A 21,326-nucleotide genomic window follows, 5' to 3' on the forward strand; every position below is an offset into this window, starting at 1 on the left:
CCGCCATGGGGCGACACCCGCGCGACGCCCGCCACGGTGCGTCCCCACCCTCGACGCCGTTCGCGTTTTGGTCCAGGGATGGGCGATGACCCAGCGCTCCGACGCGGCCGGCTTCTCCGCCACCGACGCCGCCCCGACCTCCATCGCCGCCCGTGCCATGGCCGCCCTGCAGCCCCAGGGCTCGCCCTATCTCGACGGGCTGAACGACGAGCAGCGTCGCGCCGTGGAGGCGACGGACGGGCCCGTCCTCGTGCTCGCCGGGGCCGGCACCGGCAAGACCCGGGTGCTCACCACCCGCATCGCCCACCTCATCGCGACGGGCAAGGCGCGGCCCTTCGACATTCTCTCGGTGACCTTCACCAACAAGGCCGCGCGGGAGATGAAGCACCGCATCGGCGGGCTCATCGGCCCGGCCGGCGAGGGCATGCCCTGGCTCGGCACCTTCCACTCCATCGGCACCAAGATCCTGCGCCGCCACGCCGAGCTCGTGGGCCTGCGCTCCGACTTCACCATCCTCGGGATGGACGACCAGCTTCGCCTGATGAAGCAGGTCATCGTCGACCAGAACATCGACGAGAAGCGCTGGCCGGCCCGCGCCCTGTCCTCGGCCATCGACGGCTGGAAGAACCGCGGCCTCCTGCCCGAGCAGGTGCCGCCGGGGGAAGCCCAGGCCTTCGCCTTCGGCAAGGGCGGCGCGCTCTATTCGGCCTATCAGGCCCGGCTCCTGACCCTCAACGCCGCCGATTTCGGCGATCTCCTGCTGCTCTGCCTCAAGCTCTGGCGCGAGCACCCGGACGTGCTGGAGAACTACCAGAGCCGCTTCCGCTACATCCTCGTGGACGAGTACCAGGACACCAACGTCGCCCAGTACCTCTGGCTGCGCCTGCTGGCGCAGGGCCACCGCAACGTCGCCTGCGTCGGCGACGACGACCAGTCGATCTACGGCTGGCGCGGGGCCGAGGTCGACAACATCCTGCGCTTCGAGCACGATTTCCCCGGCGCGACCGTGGTTCGCCTGGAGCGCAACTACCGCTCCACCGGGCACATCCTCGCCGCCGCCTCGGGCCTCATCGCCAAGAACGAGGGGCGGCTGGGCAAGACCCTGCGCACCGAGGACGTGGCCGGCGAGAAGGTGACCGTCTCGGGTGCCTGGGATTCGGAGGAAGAGGCGCGCCAGGTGGCCGAAGCCATCGAGAGCCTGCAGGCCAAGCAGCACCCCTTGTCGGAGATCGCCGTGCTGGTGCGCATCTCGGCCCAGATGCGCGAGATCGAGGACCGCTTCGTCCAGCTCGGCCTGCCCTACCGGGTCATCGGTGGCCCGCGCTTCTACGAGCGGGCCGAGATCCGCGACGCGCTGGCCTATCTGCGCGTCACCGCCAACCCCGCCGACGACCTCGCTTTCGAGCGCATCTTCAACACCCCGAAGCGGGGCCTGGGCGACGCCACCCTGCAGGCGCTCCACGCCTATGCCCGGGCCGAGCGGGTGCCGCTGCTCCAGGCGGCGCGCCTCGTCATCGAGACCGACGAGCTGAAGCCCCGCGCCCGCTCCGGCGTGCGGGCCCTGGTGGAGAGCTTTTCACGCTGGTCGCGGCTGGTGGGCACGCAGCCGCACTCGGAGGTGGCCCAGACCATCCTGGAGGAATCCGGCTACACCGAGATGTGGCAGAAGGACAAATCCGCCGATGCCGCCGGGCGGCTCGAAAACCTCAAGGAGTTCGTGCGCTCCATGGAGGAGTTTCCCGACATGGCGGCCTTCCTCGAACACGTCTCCCTCGTCATGGAGGCCAGTGAGCAGGAGGGGGCCGACCGCGTCTCGCTGATGACGCTGCACGCCGCCAAGGGCCTGGAATTCGACACCGTGTTCCTGCCCGGCTGGGAGGACGGCCTGTTCCCCAACCAGCGGGCCCTGGACGAGAGCGGCCGCGCCGGCCTCGAGGAGGAGCGCCGCCTCGCCCATGTGGGGCTCACCCGCGCCCGCAAGCGCGCCAAGCTGTCCTTTGCCGTCAACCGGCGCATCCACGGGCTGTGGTCCTCCACCATCCCGAGCCGCTTCATCGACGAATTGCCGGACGACAGCGTCGACGTGCTCGACGCGCCCGCCCACTTCTCGGCCGGCGCCTCGCGCTTCGACCGCAACCCGACGCCGTTCGGCTCCTCCTACGGCACCCCGGGCTGGCAGCGGGCGCAGGCCAACACCGCGGCGCAAGGGGGCAACGGCAACGGCTACGGGGTCGGCAACCGGTCCCCGTCCGCGCGGGGCGGCCCCCGCCAGATCGAGGGCGAGCTCATCGCCAAATCCACGGGCGCACCCTCGGCCTTCGCGGTCGAGATGCGGGTGTTCCACACCAAGTTCGGCCCCGGCACCGTGGCGGGTGTGGACGGCAACAAGCTCACCGTTGATTTCGACAAGGCCGGCCGGAAGATGGTGCTCGACAGCTTCATCCAGGCGGCCTGATCGCGGGCCTCCGGTCGGGCGCGGCGGCGAGGGTCGATGCGGGTTGCGTCTTCTCCGACACAGCGGCGTTTATTCGGCGGCCGGGACGCTTCTGTTTGCGCGGCCCGGGATTCGTGCGGACTTTATGCACCCTTCACAAGAATAGTCGTCGTCATGCCCCTGTCGTGCGTCGCGCGGCATGGTGCATGCAACGCACCGGACCTGAGCTCATCGGACCTGGGCTCATCGTTACCGGTTCGGCCATCCACAGGCACGACGCGCGCGCCTGGAACTCGAACCGGGGCTTCGGATTGGCCTTGATGGCGACGATGCGGAAAGGGTCGCCGGCACGGGACGACGTTGGGATGAAACGAGGCAGGTTCAGCAAGTCAGGCTCACAGTAAATTCAGGTTGGCAAGTCCGTTTGGAGTGTTGATCCATGAAGAGACGCCGCACACGACTTGAACTCGTCGAGGACCGCCCGGTCCGGCTGCACAAGACCCGCTTCGACGAGGAGCGCCACTTAAGTCCGATCCAACCCCTCACCGACCGCCAGGCGCAGTACCTCGACGCCCTCGCCCTTCACAAGCAGGTGATCGTTCTCGGCCCCGCCGGCACCGGCAAGACCTTCATCGCCGGCACCCGCGCCGCCGACCAGCTCCGCCAGCGCCGCATCGGCAAGGTCATCATCACCCGGCCGAACGTGCCCTCGGGCCGCTCCCTCGGCTTCTTCCCCGGCACCCTCGAGGAAAAGATCGCCCCCTGGGTCGCGCCGCTGACCGAGACCATGAAGGAGCGCATGGGCGAGGCCGCGTTCGAGATCGCGGTGAAGACCGGCGACATCGAGGTGGTGCCCTTCGAGGTGATGCGCGGACGCACCTTCAAGAACTGTCTCGTGATCCTCGACGAAGCGCAGAACACCACCACGGCCGAGATCAAGATGTTCCTCACCCGCATCGGAGACGATTGCCAGGTGATCATCAACGGCGACGTCTCGCAGACGGACCTGCGCGAGACCTCGGGGCTGCGCACCGTGATTCACCTCATCAAGAGCCGCATGATGCCGATCCCCGTGGTGGAATTTACCCTCGACGACATCGTGCGCTCGGGAATTTGTGCTGAGTGGGTGCGGGCTTTCGAGGAAACGAATCTCTGAGTCGTGGGTTATCAGCGGCGGACCGGAACGGGGTCCGCCGCTCACTCCGGTGCGCGACATGGGTTCCCGGCCCCTCGGCCAGGGGACCGGCCGGGGGCCGCGCTCGGAACCAAGAAAACGGGAGTCTTCACGTGAGGAAACTGACCCTAGCCTTCGCCGTGCTCGCCTCGCTCGGCGGCGCCAGCCTCGCCACCTCCGCCTCGGCCGCGCCCGGCGCGCCGATCGGCGTCACCGCCCCCGAGACCGTGACCACCGTTCAGATGACCCGCATGGAGCGCCGGATGGAACGGCGCATGATGCATCGCCGGATGGAGCGCCGCATGGAACGGCGCCACATGGAGCGCCGGATGATGCACCGTCGCATGATGCGCCGCATGTGATCGGTCGAACGACCTGATGTCTTCGGAGAAGGGTCCCTCGCGGGGCCCTTTTTCATGCGCGCCCGGGTCTTTCCGTCTGCGTCCGGTGTAGAGAGGTGGGGATCGCCGCCGGGAACCGATTCATGACCCTGCAGACCTGGTGGCTGTTCCTCAGCGCCGTCTTCCTGCTCTCGGGCACGCCCGGCCCGAACATGCTCCACATCCTAACCCGCAGCGTCCGCGTCGGTTTTCGGCGCAGCACCGCCGCCATGGCGGGCTGCCTCAGCGCCGTCATCCTCGTGCTTCTGGCCTCGGCGGCGGGCCTCAGCGCCGCCCTGCTGGCGTCGCCCACCCTGTTCGAGGGCCTGCGCTATGCCGGCGTCGCCTATCTCCTGTTCCTCGGCCTCCGGGCCTGGCGGGGCGGTGACGCGGCCGGCCCGATCGCGGCGGGTGCCGCTCGCGCGACGGACCGGATTTCCCTGCCGCGCCTCTATCGCGACGGGCTCCTCGTCGGCCTGAGCAATCCGAAATTGCTGTTGTTTTCGAGTGCCTTCCTGCCGCAATTCGTCGACCCCGCGCATCCGCAGGGCCCGCAATTCGCGATCCTGATCGCGACCTTCGCAGGCGTCGAGCTGTTCTGGTTCGGGGTCTATGCCGCCGGCGGCCGCCGGCTTGCCGCGTCCCTGACCCGTCCGGCGCTGGCGCGGACCTTCGACCGGATCACCGGAACCATCTTCCTGGGCTTCGGCGCGATGCTGCTCGGCGCCCGCTGACGCGCCTCAGTTCTTCGGGACGGTGGAGCCCGTGGTCTTGGGCGAGGGGATCGCGCTGGCTGCCTTGAGAGCCGGCTTCGCGGCCTTGTCGTCGGTCGCAGCCTTGGCCTTGGACGAAGCCAGAGCCGCATGCGGCGCGGGCTTCGACGACGCGTGCCGGGGCTCCGCCTTCGCCGCGAGCTTGATCGGCTCCGCCGCGGCGGCGCTCGGCACGGTCGCGGCATCGGCGGCCGGGGTCGCAGGCGTCCCGTTGCTGAAGAGGTTGCCCAGTACCTTCTTGTAGGCCGCCGAATCCCCGTCGGCATCGGCCACCAGCACGCGGGCGGGCTTCGCCGGTTCGGCCACGATCGGCTCGGGCTTCGCGGCTGGTGCGGCGCCCTTCCGGGCGAGATTCACGGCCGCAGCCTTCGTGGGAATCGGCGCGGCGGCGGCCATCATCACGGGGCGCCCCTTCGCATCGACCTCGACCTCGCGTTCGGCGGCAAGGCTCTCGGGTCGGCTGACATCGCCGAGCTTGTGCTGGGCGTAGTCCTTCGGATCCACGGGCAATTCGGCCTCCGGCTTGCCGAGGCTCGCGAAGGTCAGGGTATTGGCCGGCGTCTGGTTCTTGCGGAACACCGGGTTCTGGCTGCCGTCGTCGTAGACGAGGCGGGTGGCCGGCACGCCCTTGGCGATGAGTTCGGCGACCTCCTGGTTGTCGCGCTCGCGCTTCTCGGCGACCTGCGGCTCGACCTTCGGCGTGCAGGAGCCGGCCGCCGCGTCGGCGCCGCCGAAGACGTACTTGGTGCCGCACACACCGACGCGCGGCTCCTCGCGCAGGGCCTCGAAGTAGTCCGAACCCTCTTTCAGGTTCTTCCAGAACGGCGCGTTCGGGTCGTTGCGGAATTTCGCGATGTTCGCGGCCGTCATCCGGAACGGGTAGGACTGGAACTGGAAGGCCCGCTGGCCCCCGGCGAAGGAATCGCGGGCGAGCGCGTAGATCTCGCCCATCGATTCGTCCGTCATGGCGAAGCAGCCCGACGACGAACAGGTGCCGTGCACCATGATGTAGTTGCCGGTACGACCGTTCGCGCGGTCATAGGCGTTCGGGTAGCCGGTGTCGAAGGAGAGATAGTAGGACGAGTTCGGGTTCATCTGGCCGGGCGTGACCGTGTAGAAGCCCTCCGGCGCCTGCCGGTCGCCCTGCTTAGTCTTCGGGCCGAGCTGGCCCGACCAGCGGCAGATCGGGAACGTCTTCAGGAGCGCGTACTGCCCGTTGGTGCCGCGCTTCCACACCTCCAGCTCCGCTTCCTTCTTGAAGGTGCGGATCAGGATGGGGTCATTCTGGGACATGCCCTTCTGCGCCATCAGCGCAAGGGTCTTCTGGGGAACGGGCGCGAGGGCCCGCAGGGGGATGCCGCCGCCCGTCGAGCCGTCCTGGCAGGCACCCAGCGTGAGTGCGAGCGCAACGATACCAGCAGCCACGAGCGGGCGCATCGCCATGGGGAATCCCGTCTTCAGTCACGCGACCGCAGGACTTCACCCGTCGGTCGTCACCCCCAACCCCTTAGCGTCGTTAAACTTACCCGCTTGTTACCGCAAGGCGAAGGAACTCGCGAAGGGGACGGCATGGGGATTGCGCGCATTCGGCAGAGCAGGACGTGATCCTGCCACAATACGTCCGCCGTGCGGTCCGGTGGCGGGGTCGCGGAACCGAGCCGATTGATCCGGCTGCGTTTTCGAGCGGGAGCACCGAGGCCTGGGTCTGCCCTACATTGGGCAGGGCTGCCGATCCCCGATAATTTCGGTTCCGAAGATCGTCTGCGTCAAAACGTCTCTGCCTTCTGGCGTTCGCTCAGAGCCGCCGACCGATCTCCAGGAACTTGGCCGCACGCCGATCACGGATCTCGTCCGCGCTCAAGCCATCGAATTCCCCCAGGGCCGCCTGCATCGCCGATCCGGCCGCGGCGATCGCCGCCTCGCGACCGCGATGGGCACCCCCGGTGGATTCCGGCACGATGGAGTCGATGATGCCCAGGCGCAGCAGGTCCTGCGCGGTGATCTTCATGGCCGTGGCCGCGTCCGAGGCCCGGCCCTGGTCGCGCCATAGGATCGAGGCCGCCCCTTCCGGCGAGATCACGCCATAGATCGCGTGCTCCAGCATCAGGACGCGGTTGGCGGTGGCCAGCGCGATGGCACCGCCCGAGCCGCCCTCGCCGATGACGAGTGCTACGTTGGGGACGCCCAGCGCCAGGCATGCTTCCGTCGAGCGCGCGATGGCCTCGGCCTGTCCGCGCTCCTCCGCCTCGATACCCGGGAAGGCGCCCGCCGTGTCGACGAAGGCCAGCACCGGCAGGCCGAACCGATCCGCCATCTCCATCAGGCGCACCGCCTTGCGGTAGCCTTCGGGCTTGGCCATGCCGAAGTTGTGCCGCAGCCGCGTCTCGGTGGTAGAGCCCTTCTCCTGGCCGAGCACGCAGACCGGGCGGCCGTGGAAGCGCCCGAACCCGCCCACGATCGCCGCGTCCTCGCCGAAGGCCCGGTCGCCCGCCAGGGGGGTGAATTCCGTGATGAGACCGGCGCAGTAATCGATGAAATGCGGCCGCTGCGGATGGCGCGCCACCTGCGTCTTCTGCCACGGGGTGAGGTTGGCATAGATGTCCGAGAGGGCGGCGGCGGCCTTCGCCTCGAGGCGAGTCACCTCCTCGCTGATCGACACGGCTCCGTCACGCGCGCCCATGGCGCGCAATTCCTCGACCTTGGCCTCGAGTTCGGCAACGGGCTTCTCGAAATCCAGGTAGGTGCGCATCACCGTCATCGAGGGGGTCCATTTCGTGCTCGGTCGCGGCGCCGGGTTGGTCCGGAGGGCGTGCAACCGTTCTGATGCAGATCGTGTCGGGCCTATGGCGCGGCGGGGGCGGCCGCGCGGGCGCAGGGTGTCGGGAATGGCGGGGCGGGTGTCAACCGAGCGCGGCGATCTTCACCGCGGGTACAGCCCGCATGGCACTCATCCGACGAGGTCGACCAGTCCGATGAGGACGATGGGCATACTGAGACCCGCCAGAACGGTCTGCACAGCAGTGATCCCGGCCATCAGGGGCGCGTCGCCGCCGAGTTGGCGAGCCATGATGTAGGAGGAGGAGGCAGTCGGCAGGGCCTGGAACAGGAGGGCCGTCGCGGCGGCGGGACCATGAAGTCCGAAGGCGAGGCAGGCGATCAGGGTCGCCAGGGGCATCGCCACGAACTTCGCCGCCGATGCGACGAGTACGGGCCGGGCCCAGCGCCGTGCCGCCCCGAATTCCAGCGCGGCACCCACGCAGAGCAGCCCCAGCGGCAGCGAGGCCTGCCCCAGCGCCCGCAGGGCCGGCTCGGTCCCGGATGGGAGGCCGATCCCCGAGGCCTTCATGCCGATGCCGACGAGGCAGGCCAGCACGAGGGGATTGAGGGCGAGGAGACGCAGGATCCCGAGAAGCGAGGGTCTTCCGAGGGAGCCGAACCGGGCAAACACCAGCACACACAGAATGTTCACGGTGGGCACGATCGCCGCATTGGCCACCGCCGCCATGGCGATGCCCTGGGCCCCGAACAGCCCGGCCGCCACGGAGACGCCGACGTAGTTGTTGAAGCGGACGCCGCCCTGGAAGACCGAGGTGAAGGCCGCGCCCTCGAAGCCCAGGGCCCGGCGGCACGCGAGGAGCGCGATCGCGACGACGAGGGTTGAGGCCACGAGCACGCCTGCCAGGGCCGCGATGGGAACCCCCGTCAGGGGCGCGGTCACCAGGCCATGGACGAACAGCGCGGGAAGCAGGATGTAGAAGCCCAGCCGCTCCGCCTGTGGCCAGAAGGCCTCCCCGATGAAGCCCGATCGGCGCAGGGCTGCGCCGAGGCCGATGAGGAGGATGATGGGAATCAGGGCAAGGAGAATGGTGCCGGTCATGGATCCGGTCCGGAAGGGGCCCCTCGTCTAGCGGGACGGAGGCGTATCTGTCAGCAGGTCGCCCGCCCGGTCATGACAAAGACCGAGTCCGCGTCGCGCGGATGGGCCAGGGCCTCTGGTCTGCGCCGCGATTCTGGGTGTTGTGGTAGGCACGACCGCGCCGTCGCGGCCCGTCTCCGCGATGGTGACGCGAGCCTGCGATCGCGCGGCGGGCGAACACGAACCTGATGTCACGATCGGAGCCTGTTCCATGACCCTGAAGAGCAAGACCGCCGCCGTCACCGGCTCCACCAGCGGGATCGGCCTGGCCGTGGCCCGTGCCTATGCCGCCCAAGGTGCCAACGTCGTCCTCAATGGCTTCGGCAAGCCCGAGGATATCGAGGCGGCGCGCAGCGGGATCGAATCCGAGTTCGGCGTTCGGGCAGTCTACTCGGGCGCCGACATGACGAAGCCCGCGGAAATCGAGGGCTTCATCAGGCTCGGCGAGGAGACCTTCGGCTCCGTTGACGTCCTCGTGAACAATGCCGGCATGCAGTTCGTGTCGCCGATCGAGGATTTCCCGCCGGAGAAGTGGGAACTGATCCTCGCCCTCAACCTGTCCTCGGCTTTCTACACGATGCGGGCGGCGATCCCGGGCATGAAGCAGCGTGGCTGGGGGCGGATCATCAACACGGCGTCCGCCCACTCGATGGTCGCGTCGCCTTTCAAGTCGGCCTACGTCGCGGCCAAACACGGCCTTGTCGGCCTGTCCAAGGCGGCGGCCCTGGAACTCGCGACGTTCGGCATCACGGTCAATTGCATCTCGCCGGGCTATGTCTGGACGCCGCTGGTCGAGAGCCAGATCCCGGATACCATGAAGGCACGCGGGATGACCGAGGATCAGGTCATCAACGAGGTGCTCCTCAAGGCGCAGCCGACCAAGGAATTCGTCACGATCGACCAGGTCGCGGCGCTCGCGGTGTTCCTGGCCTCCGACGCCGCCAGCCAGATCACCGGCGCCAACATGGCGATGGATGGCGGCTGGACCGCGCAATAGCGCGTCTCCGAAGACGCCCCGTCCCGCGTCAGCAGGGCGGGGCTCCGGGTCCGATCTCAGCGGCGGCCGTGCAGCAGCAGGGCTAGGCCGTAGCCGACGGCGCCCGCGATCACGAGGGCGATCAGCGGGTTCTCCTCGACGCGGCTGCCGACCGCGCGGCTGCCGTCGCGCAGGTAGTGGCCCCCGCGATCATAGGCGTCGCCGGCGTAATCCGAGACGTTGTCAGCGACGTCGCGGATCGTGTCCTTGGCCTGCCCGTAGATGTCCTGGGCGCGCCCCTCCGCCTCGCGGTAGCGGCCTTCCACCGAGCTGCGCTGCGAGCCGGCGAGGTCTCCTGCGGCGCTCTGCACCTTGCCGCCGAACTCTTTGGCGGTGCCGACGACGCGATCCGTATCGACCATGGTTTCTCTCCTGGACCAGATGGTGCGGGCGGTCCCCCGAAGTGGGTGCCAACCGCATCCGACGATCACTGAACGCCCGACGGCGCCAAGCGCACCACGCGACGCGGAAAAACTTGGTGCGCCGGCAACGGGATCCGGGCCGGCCGGCCTCTAGGAAGCCGTGCGGGCGCGGCCGACGAGGTGGCGTGCCACCTCCGCGCAGGCTTGGCCCAGGGCCGCCTCCGGGCACACGCGCCGGGGCTTCGAGGGCCCGGTCGGGCGTCGTGTCCGGGGCGGCATCGGGATGTGCAGGAACAGCACCGGGGCTCCCTCGCGCAGGGCCCGGAAGTAGCTCGCATTGCACAGGTAATGGCCGGCATCCCGCGAGGCGACCGCCGGAATGCCGGCCCGGCGCAGGATCGCGAGGCTCTGCGGCCCGAGTGCGGTCCGGCGCGTGGCCGGACCGTCCTGCTCCAGGGTGAGCCGTGCCGAGACCCGGCCCACGGCATCGGGAAACAGCCGGCTGGTGCGGTTTCGACCCTGCGCCTCCACCCGCACGCGCCGAGCGCGGGCCGCGACCCCGAGCATCAGGATTGCGGCCGGCGCTTCGGCGAGCGCTGGCTCCAGCATCTCCGGAATGGCCGCGTAGGTCGTGCGCAGGATCAGGACGCGCACCGGTCTTCCATCCACCTTCGGCCCGACCAGGGCGCCGATCCGTCGCGCCAGGCTCGCGCTGGGGTTGCGCGGAACACCCGGGAAAGGGCCGAACCCGGTGATGAGCAGGCCGCCCCGTGCCCCCGTCACAGGCGGATCAGGGTGGCGATGGCCTCCGCTCCGGCGGCCGGAGAGGTTTCGCCCCGCGCCACGGCCCCTTCCGCCTCCGCCGTCCGGCTGCGCACCTCGGCCGAACCGACGAGGCGCTGATGCAGGCGCTCGTGCACCAGGGCCCACATCCACTTCACGTCCTGGGCCCGACGCTTCCCGGCGATTTCGCCCGTCGCGGTGAGCTTGTCGTGGTGATCGACCACCCGCGCCCACATTCCATCGAGGCCCTTGTTGTTGAGCCCCGAGATCGTGACCACGGGGGGCGTCCAGGTCGAACTCGGCGCCGAGAGGATGTGCAGGGCCGCGCGATACTCGGAGGCGGCGGCGCTCGCCCGGCGCTCGCCCTCGCCGTCATCCGCCTTGTTCACCGCGATCATGTCGGCGAGCTCGAGGATGCCCTTCTTGATGCCCTGCAACTCGTCGCCCGCCCCCGGCAGCATCAGAACGAGGAAGAAGTCCGTCAGATCGGCCACCGCCGTCTCGGATTGGCCGACGCCCACTGTCTCCACCAGGATGACGTCGAAGCCCGCCGCCTCGCAGAGCAGCATGGTCTCGCGGGTCTTCGCCGCGACGCCGCCGAGCGTGCCCGAGGAAGGGGAGGGGCGGATGAAGGCGTTGGGGTCGAGGGCGAGGCGCGCCATGCGGGTCTTGTCGCCGAGGATCGAGCCTCCCGTGCGCGTCGAGGACGGATCGACCGCGAGTACCGCCACCCGGTGCCCGGCCGCGGTCAGGTTGGCGCCCAGGGCGTCGATGGTGGTCGACTTGCCGACGCCGGGCACGCCGGTGATGCCGACCCGGATCGCCGTGCCGGTATGAGGGAGCACGGCGTCGATCAGCGCCCGGGCGGCGGCGCGGTGGTCGGCCCGCTTCGATTCGGCGAGGGTGATCGCGCGCGCCAGGGCCGCCCGGTCGCCGGCCAGCAACCGCTCGCGGAGGGCATCGATGTCGAGGGCGGGAGCGGGGGTGGATGACAGGGCCATGGCGTAGTCTTTGCCGGTCCGGCCGGGTTTCGTCGAGGGGGGCGGTATCGAACGATCGCGAACGGAATGACGTCGTGTGCTGTTGTGTGGAGGAGATTCCTGATGCTCCGAACTGGAGTGTTCGAACCTTGATGGGAGCCGGCGGATCTGGGACGTCGGGCCAGCGCTCCACGTGGAGCCCACGAGGGACCGGCCGACCGGCGAGGCCTGTGGGTCCGGCGCCACAAGGCCGGCTCTGCACGTAATCCACATCGCCACGGCCACGTTCGTGCCGCGCCATGGTCATGATCCTCGTCGACAGGGTAGCACCACGACGGGCCCGTTCCGGGGTCGTCACCGTCAGGGCTGCCTTGCACGACATGATCCGCCCCATGCCCCCGACCCGACGCACGCTCCTGCGGTTCGCCGCGCTTTCCGGGGTGGCTGGCCTTGCGCCGGGGCTCGCGGGCTGCGTGGCCGACGGCCTCGTCTCCGATGCGGTGGGCGGCGGGACGCCGGAGCGGCAATCGGCCCTCGACGTCAGCCCCGTTTTGCTCGTGGCCACCACGCGCCGGCCCATCGGAGCGCCGCCGAAGAGTCCGTATTTCGGGTCCGAGCGCGGGCGCGGGCTCAGCTTCGCCGAGGTCCGGCTCTCGGCCCCCGACCGCTCGCTGATCGGCAAGGTCTCGTCCGTGGTCACGGGCGACTGGTCCGTGACGGCGGTGCCCCAGGTGGAGACCGGGCCGGGGGCTGCCGGCGCCTTCGCGCAGGCGGCGCTGGGACGCGACGTGCTGATCTACGTGCACGGCTACCGCGAAAGCTTCCAATCGGCGGTGGTCGGTGCCGCCAAGCTCTCGGACGGTATCCGCTTCCGGGGCGCCTCTGCGCTCTTCACCTGGCCCTCGGCCGCCGCGACCTTCGATTACGGCTACGACCGCGAGAGCGCGCTCTGGTCGCGCGACGGCTTCGAGGATCTTCTGAAGGCGCTGGCGAACTCGCCGTCCGGCGGGCGCATCAACATCGTCGCGCATTCCATGGGCACGCTCCTGACCCTCGAGACCCTGCGCATGCTGCGCGCGGAGGCCGGGGAGGCCGCCATGGCCCGGATCGGTGCGGTGGTGCTCGCGGCCCCCGACATCGACATCGATCTCTTCACCAGCGCGGTGGAGCGGATGGGGCCGGATGTCAGCAAGATCACGGTGATCTCCTCCACCAAGGACCGGGCGCTGGAACTCTCGGGCGCCATCGCGGGCGGCGTGGTCCGGGCGGGTGCCGCCGACCGCGAGCGCCTCGAGGCCCTGGGCGTGCGGGTCGCCGATGCCTCGGATTACGGCGGAGGCCTGATCAACCACGACCTGTTCCTGTCGAACCCCGACGTGCAGGGGGTGGTTAAGCGCGCGATCGGGCGTGCGAGCGGCGGCGCCTGAGACGCGGCTCGGCTCGGGATTCCACCCGGGCTTTCCGTCCGTTCCGCCCTTGGCCTCCGGCCCGTTCGCCCCTACACGGTCAGCGGCCCCGGGCCACAGACAACGAGGATTCGCGATGTTCACACTCGAGATCGATGGCGTGGCCATCGCGGTCATCAACGGTTCCGAGGAGGTCGCCAACGACCTCTTCACCTGCGATGGCTTCAAGGACGACATCCAGACCATGAAGAGCGACGGCAAGGTGCTGTGGAACGGCACCTCCCCGCTCAAGATCCGGGCGGCCACCGAGGACGAGATCGAGATTTTCGAGGACGCCCTGGCCGAGGATGATTCCGAGGAGGACGAGCCCTACGAGCCGGATGCCCGCCACGCCGAGGCCTCCAACGACGACGAGGCCCAGGACGGTGAGGATGACGAGGAGGAAGAGGATGCCGACATCGTCTTCCTCGTGGACATCGACGAGGATGCCGGCCTCGACTCCTGAGTCCGTCCAGGGTTCGGCGATCCCGGACCGGACCTCCATGAGGCGGACTCACCAAGGTCACCCTTGATTGAGCGGCGACGCCAGCTGCCTTCGAGAGCCCCGCCCATCCCCGGGCGGGGCTTTTTTTCATGCGGTACGTCGGTCCGGCGGGAGGGTGCGCGGTAACGCGTGACCGTCAGTTGGTGGCCGACCGGGCGGCCCGGTTGGGAATCAGGCCCGGCGGGACCGGTCCGTCCTGCGCCGGCTTCGTCGGCGTGAGGCCGGCGGTCTCGGACTTGCCCGCCTGCGGCCTGCCCGGCACGGGTGGCGTCGGAGCGGGTCTGGTCGCGGCGGTTCCAGCCCCGCCGATCGTTCCGGCTGGGCGCGCGGCGGGTACCGTCTTGCGCGGCACGATCGTCCCCGTAATCGGAACGTCCGGCATCGGCACTGCCGGGCTGTCGATCCCGTAGATGTCATCGCGAAAATGGGCGCGGCCGTCCGGGGTGGCGTAGCCGGTCAGGTAGACGAAGGTCACGGGGATCTGCTTGGGGAGCTTGATGTCCAGGCGCTCATTGGTAGCGATGCTGGTCTCGATCTCGATCGGACCCCAGGTCGAGCCGGCGCCGTTGGGGCCGGGCGTGCCGTCGAGCAGCCAGCCGGCGAGTTCCTTCACCTGCGCGACGCGTACGCAGCCATGCGAGTGGAACCGCACCTCGCGGGCGAAGAGCGATTTCGACGGCGTGTCGTGCATGTAGACCGCCTGTTTGTTCGGCATGTCGATGCGCACCTGACCCAGCGAGTTCTCGAGGCCGGAATCCTGACGCAGGGTGTAGTTCGCCGCCTTCTCGCTTGACCAGTCGATGGCCGTGGGATCGACCTCGACGCCGCCGGGGCCGAGGATGCGGATGCGCTCCCGGGCGAGATAGCCGGGATCCTTGCGCATCTTCGGGATGATCTCCTTCTTGATGATGGAGACTGGCAGGGTCCAGGTCGGGTTGAGATTGACGTCGGTGATCCGCGCCTCGATGCGCGGGGTCGCCTTGTCGGGCTTGCCGACCACCGCCACGTAGCGGCGCACCACCACCCCGTGATCCACGGCCTCGACGGTGGCCGAGGGGATGTTCACCACCACGTAGCGGTCGCCGTAGGCGAAGTTCGACCCGATCTGCCGGGCGGCGGAGGCGCCGAGCTGGCGCTGGCGTGTGGCCGCCGGCACATTCAGCGCCGCCACGGTCTGGCGCCCGATCAGCCCGGTCTCGGGCAGGCCATGCCGGGCCTGGAAGGCCTTGACCGCCGTGACCAAGCCCGCATCGAACTGGTCGCTCATCGGCGTGTCGGCGGGAAGGTCGCCGACGAGGGCGAGGTGCTTGCGCAGGGCGGGAATTGCCGGGTGGCTCGCGCCCGGCTTGAGCACCAGATCGGCGGGGAGAGGCGCCCAGCCGCCGGCATCCACCATGGCCTGATAGCGATCGGCCATGCGCAGAGTGTCGAGGAAGGTGGAGGGGCTCAGGGTCGGGACGGGATCGGCCGAGACCCGCGCCACCACCAGCGGCGGCAACTCCCGCGACTTCCTGACCGGTGCGGGATTCGCGGCCGTCGCGACGGCATCCGCGGGACTCGGCACGATCGCCTGAACGGAGGGGGTCACGGGGACCGGGGCCGAGAGGCCCTCGAGCTTGGGCGACTTGGGCAAGCTCTCCGGTGCGCTCCGGGCAGGGGCTTCCTGCGCCAGGGCGGTCCCGCCCAGGATCACGAGGAGCGCGAGCGGCGACAGGCCCGCGTAGAGGCGGATCCGGTTCGCCGGCGGGCGGGGCAGGGCGGCGCTGTGGCGCGAAAGCATCGCGGGCCTCTCGAGTGGACGGTCTCCCCAACCATGCGGGCAGAGGGTTACCAATCTCCTGTCCCGGCCTGACGCGGCCCACAGGTCGCCCTACCTGAAGCGCGCCACGGCACGTCCGGCGCGGCGGCAGATCGGGAGAGGTCATGACCATCCATCCGGCACTTCAGGCGGGGCGGACCGCCATCGTCACGGGGGCGGCGAGCGGCATCGGACTGGCGGCCGCCAAACGCTTCGCGGGATTGGGAATGGCGGTCTGGCTCGCAGACCTGCCTGGAGAGGCCCTGGAATCCGCCCGGGCCGAGGTTGCGGCGCTCGCGCAGCAGGTGCCCGTGCGGGCGCTCGCCACTGACGTCGCCCGTCCCGAGGCGATGGAGGCATTGCGCGCGGCAGCCTCCGACGAAGGGCCGCCGGCCCTGGTGATGCTGAATGCCGGCATCGAGGCCGGGGGCAGGCTGTTCTCGGACCCCGAGACTTGGCGTCGTATCCTCGACACCAACCTCTGGGGCGTCATCAACGGCATCCAGGCCTTCGCGCCCGCCATGATCGCGGGCGGTGAACCCGGCGCGATCGTGGTCACGGGCTCGAAGCAGGGCATCACCACGCCGCCGGGCAACACGCCCTACAACGTCTCGAAGGCGGGCGTGAAGGTCGTCACCGAGGCTTTGGCCCACGACCTGCGCGGGCGGGAGGGCGCCCCGATCAGCGCTCACCTGCTCATCCCGGGCTTCGTCTATACCGGCCTGACGAAGGCGCGGGGCGTCGCCGAGAAGCCGGCCGGTGCCTGGACGCCCGACGAGACGGTGGACGTCCTTCTGGACGGGATGGCGCGGGGCGACTTCTACATCCTGTGTCCCGACAACGAGACCACCCGCGTCCAGGACGAGAAGCGGATCGCCTGGGCCGCCGGCGACATCATCGCGAACCGTCCGGCGCTCTCGCGCTGGCATCCCGACCATGCCGAGGCGTTCCGGCGCTTCAGCGAGGGGTGAGGCCGTACGGGAACGCGTGCCGTCCCGCACCCCGCCCCCATGGCGGATGGCTTGCATAGCGGACCGGGCCGGCCGACACAGCAGGGGCGAATCTTCGCTGCCTGCGCTTGCACACCGACTTGCAAAACGAACGGGAGCCGCCCTTGGCCACCATCATCCCCGTCGCCTCCTTCGACTGCGTCGTGTTCGGCGCCACCGGCGACCTGACCACGCGCAAGCTGCTCCCCGCCCTCTACTACCGCTTCAAGGACGGGCAGATTCCGGGAACCAGCCGGATCATCGGGGCCTCGCGCTCGGAGATGAGCGCCGAGGCGTTCCGCGAGCGCGCCCGCGACGCGATCAAGCGCTTCGTGCCGGCGGGCGACATCGGCGAGGACACGCTGACCGCCTTCCTCGACCATCTCGACTACGTGGCGGTGGACGGGGCGGGCGACGACGGCTGGGAGGATCTCGCCGCGAAGCTCGCCGAGCGCCCCGACCAGGTGCGGCCCTACTACCTCGCGACCTCGCCCGATCTCTACGGCTCGATCTGCCAGAATCTCGCGAAGCACGGCCTGATCGGCGACAAGTCCCGCGTGGTCCTGGAAAAGCCCATCGGCAAGGACCTGAAATCGGCCCGCGCCATCAACGACGCGGTCGGCACGGTATTCCCCGAGGAGCAGATCTTCCGCATCGACCATTACCTCGGCAAGGAGACGGTGCAGAACCTGCTGGCGCTGCGCTTTGCCAACACCATCTTCGAGCGGCTCTGGACGGCGGACGTCATCGATCACGTCCAGATCACGGTCGGCGAGACCGTCGGCGTCGAGGGGCGCGCCGGGTACTACGACACCTCCGGGGCGCTGCGCGACATGGTGCAGAACCACATGCTGCAGCTCCTCTGCCTGATGGCGATGGAGAGCCCGCTCTCCCTCGACGCCAATTCGGTGCGCGACGAGAAGCTGAAGGTCCTGCGTGCCTTGAAGCCGATCACGCCCCACGACGTGCAGACCGTGACGGTGCGCGGCCAGTACGCGGCCGGCGCGGTTGCGGGCAAGCCGGTGGAGGGCTACCGCGCCGACCTCGGCAATGACGTCGACAGCCGGACCGAGACGTTCGTCGCCCTGAAGCTTGAGGTGCAGTCCTGGCGCTGGGCCGGCGTGCCCTTCTACCTGCGCACCGGCAAGCGCCTGCCCCAGAAGCTCTCCGAGATCGTGGTTCAGTTCCGCGCGTCGCCCTTCTCGATCTTCCCGGCGGAATCCTTCGGGCGCGAGCCCAACCGCCTCGTTATCCGCCTTCAGCCGGAGGAGGGCATCAAGCTCGAGGTCATGACCAAGGACCCGGGGCCCGGCGGGATGCGGCTGCGGCCGACCAACCTCGACATTTCCTTCGAAGAGACGTTCAAGCAGCGCTATCCCGACGCCTACGAGCGCCTGCTGATGGACGTGGTGCGCGGCAACGCCACGCTGTTCATGCGCCGCGACGAGGTCGAGGTCGCCTGGGCCTGGGCCGATTCCCTGCTCAAGGCCTGGGCCGACCGGCCCGATGCGCCGCGCCCCTACGCCGCCGGCAGCTGGGGGCCCACCGCCGCCATCGCGCTGATCGAGCGCGACGGCCGAACCTGGCACGAGGAAATCCGCTGAGCGCTGTGCGCAGATGCGAGGTATAATTCCGGGCTCCCTCGACAGGCTCCAGTCTGGGCGATACCAGGGAGGAGTATTGTTCCTCCCTCATCCAGACGTCGCGGACCCATGAACAAGATCGAGACGGGCCTCGGCATCAACCGACGCTACCTCCACGACGAAGTCGTCGACCGGATGCGTGACCTCATCCGGTCGGGCGAGCTGGAGCCCCGAGCGCGGATCAACGAAGGCGAGTTGACCGAGCGCTTCGGCATCTCCCGCACCCCGCTACGGGAGGCGATCAAGATCCTGGCCACGGAAGGGCTCCTCGAATTGCTGCCCAATCGGGGAGCCCGGGTCGCGAGCCTGTCGCAATCCGAGATCGAGGAGATGATCGAGGTCATCGCCGGCCTGGAGGCCACGGCTGCGGAGCTCGCCTGCCGCACCATCACCGATGCGAGGATCGCCGAGATCTCCCGTGATCACGAGACGATGGTCGCGGCCTGGAAGGCCGGGGAGGAGAGCGCCTACTTCGCCCTCAACCGGAAGATCCACGAAGCCATCATGCGGGCGAGCGGCAATGCCACCCTCGGCGGCATCTACGAAAGCCTGTCCGGACGTATCCAGCGCTCGCGCTACGCGGTGCATCAAACGGCAGAACAATGGGCACAATCCGTGTCCCAGCACGAACAGATGATATCACTGCTGCGCATGCGCGACGGCGAAGCCCTGGCGCGCCTGATGCGCCTCCATATCCGGGCCCGAACCCCGGTGATCGCCCAGAGTTTCGGCACGGCGCACCGCGAGGCTTCGGATCCGGTGTCCTGATCCGAGCCTCGGGATCGCCGCGACGGAGCGCCGTCAGTTCCAGGTGTGCAGGACGGTGCGCCAGCCGTCGCCCCGGCGCTCCAGCACGTTGACCCAGTTGCCCTCGAAGGTTTTCCTGGTGCCGCCCTCGCCGGGGCCCTTCATCTCCCAGCGTCCGGACAGCATCAGGACATCGCCCCTCTCGCGCGCGGACTGCACGGTGATCCGGTGGTCGTCGAAGCCCTTCGCCTTCAGGCCTGAGAAGAAGGTCTGGATGTTGGCCGGCCCCGAAACGGCCGCGCCCTTGGGGATGACCTGCGCCTCCGGCGCGTACAGCTTGGCCAGGGCGTCCATGTCGCCGCCGTTGTAGGTCTTGTCCCAGGTTTCGGCGGCCCTCCGCCCGTCCGTCGCGGCGGTGTCGGCCGCCGCCGGCAGGATCAGGCACGCCATGACGGCACCCAGAAGGACTCCAGCTTTCGACATCGATACCTCCCTCGCGACGCGAATCCTGCCGGGTTCGCGTCGATTATTTGAGTATCGATATTTCCAAAAGTAAAGCTTTTTCCTGAAGACTTGTGAGACCTTCCGGGTTCGCGAGAATCAAGCTGCCCGGACGGTGCCGAGGAAGCGGGTCACCGCGTCGTTGAGCTGCTCGGATTCGCGCGAGAGCTCGGAGGCCGAGGCCAGGACCTGGGAGGCCGCCGCGCCGGTCTCCTCGGCCGCGCTGGCGACCCCGGAGATGTTGGTGGTGACCTCGCCGGTGCCGGCGGCCGCCTCGGCGACGTTGCGCACGATCTCCTGGGTGGCCGCACCCTGCTCCTCGACGGCCGCCGCGATGGAGGTCGCGACGCCGCTGATCTCGCGAATGCGCCCGCTGATGGCGTCGATCGCCGTCACGGCCTGGCCCGTGGAGCCCTGGATGCGGCCGATCTGCCCGCTGATCTCCTCGGTGGCCCGGGCGGTCTGGTTGGCGAGTTCCTTGACCTCGGCGGCCACCACCGCGAAGCCCCGTCCGGCCTCGCCGGCGCGGGCCGCCTCGATGGTGGCGTTGAGCGCCAGCAGGTTGGTCTGACCCGCGATGCTCGCGATCATCGCCACCACGTCGCCGATCCGGGCGGCGGCGGCGCTGAGCTCCTGAACCTCCGTCGCGGTCCGGGCGGCCTCGTCCACCGCGCGCTGCGCCAGTTGCGTCGAGCCGTCGACCTGCCGGCCGATCTCCTGGACCGAAGCCCCGAGCTCCTCGGCGGCGGCCGCCACCATGCCGACGTTGGAAGCCGCCTGATCGGCCGCCGCCGCGACGGTCGTGGATTGCCGGGCGGTTCCGGACGCCGTCTCGGCCATGCTCCCGGCGGTGGCGCGCAGCTGGGTCGCCGCTGCCGTCACGCGGCCGAGGATGCCGCTGACCGCGCCCTCGAAGCCGTCGGCCATCTCCCGCATGGCGGCCTTGCGCTGGGCTTCCGCACCGGCGCGGGCGAGGCGGGTCTCTTCCTCCAGGGCACGGCTGCGCAGGAGGTTCGCCCGGAAGGTTTCGAGGGCATCGGCCATGGCGCCGATCTCGTCACGGCGACCGACGCTGGGGACCGCCGCGTCCGCGTCCCCGTCCGCCACCCGCCGCATGGCCGCCGTCATGGCACCGAGGGGGCGGGTGACACCGAAGATCGTGTATCCCATGGCAGCGAGCGCCATCAGGGCCGAGAGCCCCAGCATGACCTGCGTGACCCGCATCGTGCTGACCTGCTCGTCGCGTGCCGCTGCCTTGGCCGCTTCGCCGGCCTCGCCGTTGAGGAGCACGAGCTTGCGCATGGTGGCGCTGGTGGCGAGGTAATTGGCGTTCATGGCGCCCCGGAAGACCGACAGGATCTCGTCGCGGCGGGACGGATCGATGGTCCGGAGATGGTCCCAATCCTGGCTCATCAGCGCGAGCTTGACGCTGACCTCGTCGTAGAGCGCTCCTTCCTGGGTGGAACTCACCAGCGCCTTGTAGGCGAGGCGACGCTCCTCCAGCTCCTTGGACAGGGTCGCGGCCTGCGCGACGCTGTTGCTGCGCTCCTCCGCCGTCTCGGCGATGACGTAGCGGAACTGCCAGAGCCGGACGCGCATCACCAAGGCATTCATCGCGTGCGCGGAATCAACCGATGGTAGCACGTTGTCCGATAGTACCGTCATCCGGTCGCCGATGGCGTTGACCTTGGCCAACGAGACGAGACCCTGCCCGGTCGTGATGATGGCGAGCAGACCGAACAGGCCGATCAGCGTCGACTTGAGGGAGGGGCGCATGAAAACGACTCGGATGCCGGGGTGGTGAGGAGCAGAGCCCCCGGGTTACGGTGATGGCCTTAAGAATGGCTTTCGGGTTTCTTT

At 69.3% G+C, this 21,326-nt stretch carries 19 protein-coding genes; 10 read left to right on the forward strand and 9 right to left on the reverse strand.

The window, feature by feature from the left end; translation table 11 throughout:
* The first annotated feature begins 85 nt into the window (after positions 1 to 85).
* The 4 genes from OF380_RS09625 to OF380_RS09640 all read left to right on the forward strand — a co-directional run bounded on the left by OF380_RS09625 (position 86) and on the right by OF380_RS09640 (position 4,722).
* Complete coding sequence (locus OF380_RS09625) at positions 86 to 2,455, forward strand: ATP-dependent helicase (protein ID WP_264050542.1); 2,370 nt, start codon at positions 86 to 88, stop codon at positions 2,453 to 2,455.
* Positions 2,456 to 2,873: 418 nt separating this feature from the next.
* Positions 2,874 to 3,590, forward strand: a complete 717-nt coding sequence (locus OF380_RS09630; RefSeq protein ID WP_264050543.1) for a PhoH family protein — start codon at positions 2,874 to 2,876, stop codon at positions 3,588 to 3,590.
* A 131-nt stretch (positions 3,591 to 3,721) separates the two neighbouring features.
* Positions 3,722 to 3,970: a hypothetical protein gene (locus OF380_RS09635; RefSeq protein ID WP_264050545.1), complete on the forward strand. Its 249-nt coding sequence runs from the start codon at positions 3,722 to 3,724 to the stop codon at positions 3,968 to 3,970.
* A 122-nt stretch (positions 3,971 to 4,092) separates the two neighbouring features.
* A complete protein-coding gene (locus OF380_RS09640) occupies positions 4,093 to 4,722 on the forward strand; it encodes a LysE family translocator (protein WP_264050546.1) in 630 nt (209 codons plus the stop codon).
* A 6-nt stretch (positions 4,723 to 4,728) separates the two neighbouring features.
* On the opposite strand, the gene OF380_RS09645 is transcribed toward OF380_RS09640, so the two are convergent.
* From OF380_RS09645 to OF380_RS09655, 3 genes are all read right to left on the reverse strand, one after another.
* Complete coding sequence (locus OF380_RS09645) at positions 4,729 to 6,204, reverse strand: L,D-transpeptidase family protein (RefSeq protein ID WP_264050547.1); 1,476 nt, start codon at positions 6,202 to 6,204, stop codon at positions 4,729 to 4,731.
* 352 nt (positions 6,205 to 6,556) lie between these two features.
* Positions 6,557 to 7,510 carry an acetyl-CoA carboxylase carboxyltransferase subunit alpha gene (locus OF380_RS09650; RefSeq protein WP_264051270.1) on the reverse strand — a complete coding sequence of 318 codons (954 nt, stop codon included), beginning with the start codon at positions 7,508 to 7,510 and terminating at the stop codon, positions 6,557 to 6,559.
* Between the two features lie 198 nt (positions 7,511 to 7,708).
* Positions 7,709 to 8,638: an AEC family transporter gene (locus tag OF380_RS09655; RefSeq protein WP_264050548.1), complete on the reverse strand. Its 930-nt coding sequence runs from the start codon at positions 8,636 to 8,638 to the stop codon at positions 7,709 to 7,711.
* A 250-nt stretch (positions 8,639 to 8,888) separates the two neighbouring features.
* On the opposite strand from OF380_RS09655, the gene OF380_RS09660 reads away from it, so the two are divergent.
* Positions 8,889 to 9,674, forward strand: a complete 786-nt coding sequence (locus tag OF380_RS09660) for a 3-hydroxybutyrate dehydrogenase (protein WP_264050549.1) — start codon at positions 8,889 to 8,891, stop codon at positions 9,672 to 9,674.
* 56 nt (positions 9,675 to 9,730) lie between these two features.
* On the opposite strand, the gene OF380_RS09665 is transcribed toward OF380_RS09660, so the two are convergent.
* From OF380_RS09665 to meaB, 3 genes are all read right to left on the reverse strand, one after another.
* Positions 9,731 to 10,075 (reverse strand): CsbD family protein, encoded by a 345-nt coding sequence (locus OF380_RS09665; protein ID WP_264050550.1) that lies wholly within the window; start codon positions 10,073 to 10,075, stop codon positions 9,731 to 9,733.
* A 150-nt stretch (positions 10,076 to 10,225) separates the two neighbouring features.
* Positions 10,226 to 10,858, reverse strand: a complete 633-nt coding sequence (locus OF380_RS09670; RefSeq protein ID WP_264050551.1) for a pyroglutamyl-peptidase I family protein — start codon at positions 10,856 to 10,858, stop codon at positions 10,226 to 10,228.
* Complete coding sequence (gene meaB, locus OF380_RS09675; RefSeq protein WP_264050552.1) at positions 10,855 to 11,859, reverse strand: methylmalonyl Co-A mutase-associated GTPase MeaB; 1,005 nt, start codon at positions 11,857 to 11,859, stop codon at positions 10,855 to 10,857. Before meaB ends, OF380_RS09670 begins: the two co-directional genes overlap by 4 nt.
* A gap of 371 nt (positions 11,860 to 12,230) precedes the next feature.
* Between meaB and OF380_RS09680 the strand changes: the two genes are divergently transcribed.
* Positions 12,231 to 13,265 (forward strand): alpha/beta hydrolase, encoded by a 1,035-nt coding sequence (locus OF380_RS09680; RefSeq protein WP_404810568.1) that lies wholly within the window; start codon positions 12,231 to 12,233, stop codon positions 13,263 to 13,265.
* A 115-nt stretch (positions 13,266 to 13,380) separates the two neighbouring features.
* The gene (locus OF380_RS09685) at positions 13,381 to 13,749 is read left to right on the forward strand and encodes a hypothetical protein (RefSeq protein WP_264050553.1); all 369 of its coding nucleotides are present in this window, start codon (positions 13,381 to 13,383) and stop codon (positions 13,747 to 13,749) included.
* Between the two features lie 175 nt (positions 13,750 to 13,924).
* Here OF380_RS09685 and OF380_RS09690 read toward each other — a convergent pair whose 3' ends face one another.
* On the reverse strand, positions 13,925 to 15,568 hold the full coding sequence (locus OF380_RS09690; protein WP_264050554.1) for a L,D-transpeptidase family protein: 1,644 nt from the start codon (positions 15,566 to 15,568) through the stop codon (positions 13,925 to 13,927).
* Between the two features lie 143 nt (positions 15,569 to 15,711).
* Here OF380_RS09690 and OF380_RS09695 point away from each other — a divergent pair, with 143 nt between their 5' ends.
* The 3 genes from OF380_RS09695 to OF380_RS09705 all read left to right on the forward strand — a co-directional run bounded on the left by OF380_RS09695 (position 15,712) and on the right by OF380_RS09705 (position 18,986).
* On the forward strand, positions 15,712 to 16,557 hold the full coding sequence (locus tag OF380_RS09695; RefSeq protein ID WP_264050555.1) for an SDR family NAD(P)-dependent oxidoreductase: 846 nt from the start codon (positions 15,712 to 15,714) through the stop codon (positions 16,555 to 16,557).
* A 143-nt stretch (positions 16,558 to 16,700) separates the two neighbouring features.
* Positions 16,701 to 18,179 (forward strand): glucose-6-phosphate dehydrogenase, encoded by a 1,479-nt coding sequence (gene zwf / locus OF380_RS09700; RefSeq protein WP_264050556.1) that lies wholly within the window; start codon positions 16,701 to 16,703, stop codon positions 18,177 to 18,179.
* A gap of 108 nt (positions 18,180 to 18,287) precedes the next feature.
* Positions 18,288 to 18,986: a GntR family transcriptional regulator gene (locus OF380_RS09705; RefSeq protein WP_264050557.1), complete on the forward strand. Its 699-nt coding sequence runs from the start codon at positions 18,288 to 18,290 to the stop codon at positions 18,984 to 18,986.
* Positions 18,987 to 19,019: 33 nt separating this feature from the next.
* Here OF380_RS09705 and OF380_RS09710 read toward each other — a convergent pair whose 3' ends face one another.
* Both OF380_RS09710 and OF380_RS09715 read right to left on the reverse strand, forming a co-directional pair.
* A complete protein-coding gene (locus OF380_RS09710; RefSeq protein ID WP_264050558.1) occupies positions 19,020 to 19,448 on the reverse strand; it encodes a YybH family protein in 429 nt (142 codons plus the stop codon).
* A 117-nt stretch (positions 19,449 to 19,565) separates the two neighbouring features.
* Positions 19,566 to 21,242: a methyl-accepting chemotaxis protein gene (locus OF380_RS09715; protein WP_264050559.1), complete on the reverse strand. Its 1,677-nt coding sequence runs from the start codon at positions 21,240 to 21,242 to the stop codon at positions 19,566 to 19,568.
* Positions 21,243 to 21,326 lie beyond the last annotated feature (84 nt).

The sequence above is a fragment of the Methylobacterium sp. FF17 genome, assembly GCF_025813715.1.
Taxonomy (GTDB): Bacteria; Pseudomonadota; Alphaproteobacteria; order Rhizobiales; family Beijerinckiaceae; genus Methylobacterium; species Methylobacterium flocculans.

Bases quoted from the DNA above. Each gene is read 5' to 3' on its own strand.
- OF380_RS09680 (WP_404810568.1), top strand. From the start codon at position 12,231: ATGCCCCCGACCCGACGCACGCTCCTGCGGTTCGCCGCGCTTTCCGGG.
- OF380_RS09685 (WP_264050553.1), top strand. From the start codon at position 13,381: ATGTTCACACTCGAGATCGATGGCGTGGCCATCGCGGTCATCAACGGT.
- OF380_RS09630 (WP_264050543.1), top strand. From the start codon at position 2,874: ATGAAGAGACGCCGCACACGACTTGAACTCGTCGAGGACCGCCCGGTC.
- OF380_RS09625 (WP_264050542.1), top strand. From the start codon at position 86: ATGACCCAGCGCTCCGACGCGGCCGGCTTCTCCGCCACCGACGCCGCC.
- OF380_RS09640 (WP_264050546.1), top strand. From the start codon at position 4,093: ATGACCCTGCAGACCTGGTGGCTGTTCCTCAGCGCCGTCTTCCTGCTC.
- OF380_RS09655 (WP_264050548.1), bottom strand. From the start codon at position 8,638: ATGACCGGCACCATTCTCCTTGCCCTGATTCCCATCATCCTCCTCATC.
- OF380_RS09695 (WP_264050555.1), top strand. From the start codon at position 15,712: ATGACCATCCATCCGGCACTTCAGGCGGGGCGGACCGCCATCGTCACG.
- OF380_RS09710 (WP_264050558.1), bottom strand. From the start codon at position 19,448: ATGTCGAAAGCTGGAGTCCTTCTGGGTGCCGTCATGGCGTGCCTGATC.
- OF380_RS09665 (WP_264050550.1), bottom strand. From the start codon at position 10,075: ATGGTCGATACGGATCGCGTCGTCGGCACCGCCAAAGAGTTCGGCGGC.
- OF380_RS09645 (WP_264050547.1), bottom strand. From the start codon at position 6,204: ATGGCGATGCGCCCGCTCGTGGCTGCTGGTATCGTTGCGCTCGCACTC.
- OF380_RS09705 (WP_264050557.1), top strand. From the start codon at position 18,288: ATGAACAAGATCGAGACGGGCCTCGGCATCAACCGACGCTACCTCCAC.
- meaB (WP_264050552.1), bottom strand. From the start codon at position 11,859: ATGGCCCTGTCATCCACCCCCGCTCCCGCCCTCGACATCGATGCCCTC.
- OF380_RS09650 (WP_264051270.1), bottom strand. From the start codon at position 7,510: ATGCGCACCTACCTGGATTTCGAGAAGCCCGTTGCCGAACTCGAGGCC.
- OF380_RS09715 (WP_264050559.1), bottom strand. From the start codon at position 21,242: ATGCGCCCCTCCCTCAAGTCGACGCTGATCGGCCTGTTCGGTCTGCTC.
- OF380_RS09660 (WP_264050549.1), top strand. From the start codon at position 8,889: ATGACCCTGAAGAGCAAGACCGCCGCCGTCACCGGCTCCACCAGCGGG.
- OF380_RS09690 (WP_264050554.1), bottom strand. From the start codon at position 15,568: ATGCTTTCGCGCCACAGCGCCGCCCTGCCCCGCCCGCCGGCGAACCGG.